2 protein-coding genes are annotated in these 1,717 nt (G+C 70.0%); both read right to left on the reverse strand.

The window, feature by feature from the left end:
- On the reverse strand, window positions 1-730 hold a 730-nt coding region (locus Q7W29_08445; GenBank protein ID MDO9171846.1), incomplete at its 3' end, for an FAD-dependent oxidoreductase.
- A 23-nt stretch (window positions 731-753) separates the two neighbouring features.
- A complete protein-coding gene (locus tag Q7W29_08450; GenBank protein MDO9171847.1) occupies window positions 754-1,632 on the reverse strand; it encodes a DUF3047 domain-containing protein in 879 nt (292 codons plus the stop codon).
- Between the last annotated feature and the right edge of the window lie 85 nt (window positions 1,633-1,717).

The raw sequence follows: 1,717 nt of genomic DNA on the forward strand, positions 1-1,717 counted from the left end.
CGCCGCTGCCGAGTTGCAGGCCTTGCGGGCCGATGCCGGTGCAGGTTTCGCGCAGCACGGTGATGCCGCGCTGCTTGAGCCGCCGCAGCACCCGGCGGCGCACGCCCGCGGGGTAGTGGGCCGCGATGTCGGCGTCACCGGTCAGCAGCGTGAACTGCGTGGCCTGAAAACCCGCTTCGCGCAGGCGCTGCTCGGCCGCGAAGAGCAGCTCCACACCAGTGGCCCCAGCGCCGATGACAGCGATGGACAGGGGTTTTCCCCGGGCCATGTCGAGCACGCGCGGCCACAGGCCGGCAAAGACTTCGATCGGGCGCACGATGAGCGCGCGTTCGCTGGCGCCGGGCATCTCGGCCTCCAGCCGGCTGCGGTCGATCACGGCGCCGGTGTCGATGGACAGCAGGTCGTAGCGCAGCTCGGGCGGCAGCGCCTTGTTTTTTCCGGTGGACGCGGCCATCACGGTCTGCGCGGCGGCGTCGAGGCCGGTGCAGCGGCCCTGCAGCCATTTCGCGCCCGCGGCCCTGATCAGCGGGTCGAGCGGAATCTGGCAGTCGGCCTCGCTATAGCGGCCGGCGACGAGGCCGGGCACCATGGCGCTGCAGGTCTGGTAGGGGTAGGGCGTGAGCACGGTCACGTCCAGGTCGGCGGGGCGTTGCCGGGCCAGTTGGGCCAGCACCTGCACGTGGGCATGACCGGCGCCGAGCAGCAGGAGTTTTTTGATGCCGTGGTGCATGGGCCCCGATGTTACGGGTTGTTTCAGGGTGGTTCGTTGGCCCAGCGCAAATCGGCTACCCAGCCCACGCTGCGGCTGGCGGTGTTGTCGCTGTCGGCGCCGATCAGCACGGTGCTCACGCGGGGGACTTCCGCGCCAGCGGGCAGCTCGTCGCCAAAGAGTTCTGCAAAGTCCTGCGCCATGTTGCGGCTTTCGTTCACCCACTGGTCCAGCGGTGCGCCCTGGCCCTGCAGGCTGATGAAGCGCACGCGCCGGGTGTAGGGGTTGGCGCCTTGCAGCGGCGCGGGGTGCCCGCTGTCCCACACGTAGCAGAGTGTGGCTGCGGGCAGGGCTTCGCCGCTGATGCTGCGTGCGATGCGCAGCACGGTGCGCTCCACGAAGGGCACACGCTCCAGCGGGTGGTCGAACAGAGCGCAGACCTTCAGCGCGGCGTCGTCACCCGCCTTGGTCAGCAGATCGGGCGGCGCCTGGCCGCCCGTGAGCGGCTGGTCGAGGCGCCAGCGCCACTGCAGGCGCGTGGGCGGCGGCTCAGCGTCCTTCAGTTCGTGCACCAGCGTGCCGTAGGACGACGCGGTGACCACCTTGAGCGCGGCCTGGCCGTCTACCCGGCCGGCCTCGAAGCGGGTCGCGGGCAGGTCGGCGTGTTTCTTGGGGAAGCCCACGAAGCGCCAGGCCGGGTTGAGTGCGCCTTCGCCCAGCAGCAACGGCGGCAGGGCAGGCGCGGCCTGCGCCACGCCGACCGCCGCCAGCGTCAGGGCGAAGATCCCGCGAACAGCCCGAATACCCCAACCGGCATGGGAATAGCCCTGATGCGGCGTTGCCGCGGCGGCGCTATGGTTTGGGTCAACCCTGGAGGAGACCTGCAAGATGAAAAAACTGCTGCTGGCTGGATGGCTGTTCATGGTGGTCTCGACCTGTCAGGCCTTGTCACCCTACACGGGTGGCACGCCGCTGCCGGCGTGCGAGCTGCAGGTGCAGATGGGGACT

It is taken from the genome of bacterium (genome assembly GCA_030654305.1).
Taxonomy (GTDB): domain Bacteria; phylum Krumholzibacteriota; class Krumholzibacteriia; order LZORAL124-64-63; family LZORAL124-64-63; genus PNOJ01.

What these genes read in the sequence shown, in the direction of transcription:
- Q7W29_08450 (MDO9171847.1), bottom strand. Translation starts at nt 1,632, where the DNA reads ATGAACAGCCATCCAGCCAGCAGCAGTTTTTTCATCTTGCAGGTCTCC.